Source organism: Variovorax sp. P1_H12_2, assembly GCF_056405335.1.
The window spans coordinates 1-2254 of record NZ_JBFUCI010000647.1; the positions used below are offsets into that span (position 1 = coordinate 1).

Consider the following 2254-nt stretch of genomic DNA (forward strand, 5'->3'; position numbering starts at 1 on the left):
AAGGGCGCCAGCTGCCGGTGATGTATTCGTACCGGCGCGCCGGCTTCTTCTCGATCAGCGGCAACCTGGCCACGCAGTTCATCCAGGCGGTCGGATGGGGCATGGCTTCGGCGATCAAGGGCGACACGAAGATCGCGTCGGCGTGGATCGGCGACGGKGCCACCGCCGAATCCGACTTCCACACGGCGCTGACCTTCGCGCATGTCTATCGCGCGCCCGTGATCCTCAACGTCGTCAACAACCAGTGGGCGATCTCGACCTTCCAGGCCATCGCCGGTGGCGAGGCGACGACTTTCGCCGCGCGCGGCGTCGGCTGCGGCATCGCATCGTTGCGCGTCGATGGCAACGACTTTCTTGCGGTGCTCGCCGCGTCGCGCTGGGCCGCCGAGCGGGCGCGCAGCAATCTCGGGCCCACGCTGATCGAATGGGTCACCTACCGCGCCGGCGCGCACTCGACGTCGGACGACCCTTCGCGCTATCGGCCTGCCGACGACTGGCAGCATTTCCCGCTCGGCGACCCGATCGCGCGGCTGAAGCAGCATCTGGTGGGCCTGGGCGCCTGGTCCGACGAAGCGCATGAGCGCGCGCAAGAGCAGCTCGAGGCCGAGGTGGCCGCTGCACTGAAGGAGGCCGAACGCCACGGCGGTACGCTGATCGACGGCCATGTCCCGCCGCTCGAGTCGATGTTCGAGGACGTCTACAAGGACATGCCGGCGCACCTGCAAGCGCAGTTGCGGCAGGCGCGCGGCTGACATGCTCTGCCCCCACGCTCATCACTTCGTGTATCGCTGCCCCCCGAGGGGGCGCTCAGTGCCCTTCGGGCGGCCGGGCGGGCACTGACATGGCCCGCATGACGATGGTCCAGGCCCTGCGCTCGGCGATGGACGTGATGCTCGAGCGCGACCCGAACGTCGTGATCTATGGCCAGGATGTCGGCTACTTCGGCGGCGTGTTCCGATGCACCGAAGGGCTGCAGGCGAAACACGGCCGCTCGCGCGTCTTCGATGCCCCGATCTCCGAGGGTGGCATCGTCGGCTCGGCGATCGGCATGGCGGCCTATGGACTGCGTCCGGTGGTCGAGGTGCAGTTCGCCGACTACTTCTACCCGGCCTCGGACCAGATCGTCTCGGAGGCGGCGCGGCTGCGCTACCGCTCGGCCGGCGACTTCAACGCACCGATCACGATCCGCATGCCCTGCGGCGGCGGCATCTACGGCGGGCAGACGCACAGCCAGAGCCCGGAGGCGCTGTTCACGCATGTCTGCGGCCTGCGCACCGTGATGCCCAGCAATCCCTACGATGCCAAGGGCCTGCTGATCGCATCGATCGAGAACGACGACCCGGTGATCTTTCTCGAGCCCAAGCGGCTGTACAACGGCCCGTTCGACGGCCACCACGACCGACCGGTGGTGCCCTGGTCGCAGCATGCCTTGGGCGAGGTGCCCGAAGGGCACTACACGGTGCCTCTGGACACGGCCGCGGTGTTCCGCGGCGGCGCCGATCTGACGGTGCTGGCCTACGGCACGATGGTGTTCGTGTCGGAAGCGGCTGCGGCCGAAAGCGGCGTCGATGCCGAGATCATCGATCTGCGCAGCCTCTGGCCGCTGGACCTGGCTGCGATCGTCGCCTCGGTCAGGAAGACCGGCCGTTGTGTCGTGGCCCATGAGGCGACGCGCACCAGCGGCTTCGGCGCGGAACTCGTGGCGCTGGTGCAAGAGCATTGCTTCTATCACCTGGAGGCACCCATCGAACGCGTGACCGGCTGGGATACGCCGTATCCGCATGCGCTTGAATGGGCCTATTTCCCGGGCCCGGCGCGGGTGGCTGCAGCGTTCAGGCGCGCGATGGAGGCATGACGTGTCCGGCAGCATCCATGTGATCAAGGTGCCCGACGTGGGCGAGGGCACCGCAGAGGTCGAACTCGTGGCCTGGCACGTGCAGCCCGGCGACGCGGTGGTCGAAGACCAGGGGCTGGCCGACGTGATGACCGACAAGGCCATCGTCGAGATTCCGTCGCCGGTCGCGGGCCGGGTGCTTGCGCTGGGCGGAGAGGTCGGACAGACACTGGCGGTCGGCGCCGAGCTGATTCGCATCGAGCGGGCCGGCGCTGCCGGGGCGCCCGTGGCTGCGCCTGCGCGAGCCACCCCGCCACCTCCGCCCGCAGCGAAGCCCGCTGCAATGCCGCCGGCGCCARCGACGGCGCAGCCACAGCCGGCGTCGCCGTCCGCGGGAGCCGCTGCGGACCGCCCGATCGC

The 2254-nt window shown here is 69.3% G+C and carries 3 protein-coding genes; all 3 read left to right on the plus strand.

Annotated elements, in window-relative coordinates; genetic code table 11:
• Positions 1 to 752: thiamine pyrophosphate-dependent dehydrogenase E1 component subunit alpha (locus AC1D2K_RS33685; RefSeq protein WP_478094654.1), on the plus strand; the 752-nt coding region annotated here is incomplete at its 5' end.
• Between the two features lie 89 nt (positions 753 to 841).
• The gene (locus AC1D2K_RS33690; RefSeq protein ID WP_478094656.1) at positions 842 to 1855 is read left to right on the plus strand and encodes an alpha-ketoacid dehydrogenase subunit beta; all 1014 of its coding nucleotides are present in this window, start codon (positions 842 to 844) and stop codon (positions 1853 to 1855) included.
• A gap of 1 nt (position 1856) precedes the next feature.
• Positions 1857 to 2254, plus strand: a 398-nt coding sequence (locus AC1D2K_RS33695; RefSeq protein WP_478094658.1) for a biotin/lipoyl-containing protein, incomplete at its 3' end; no start/stop codon positions are given.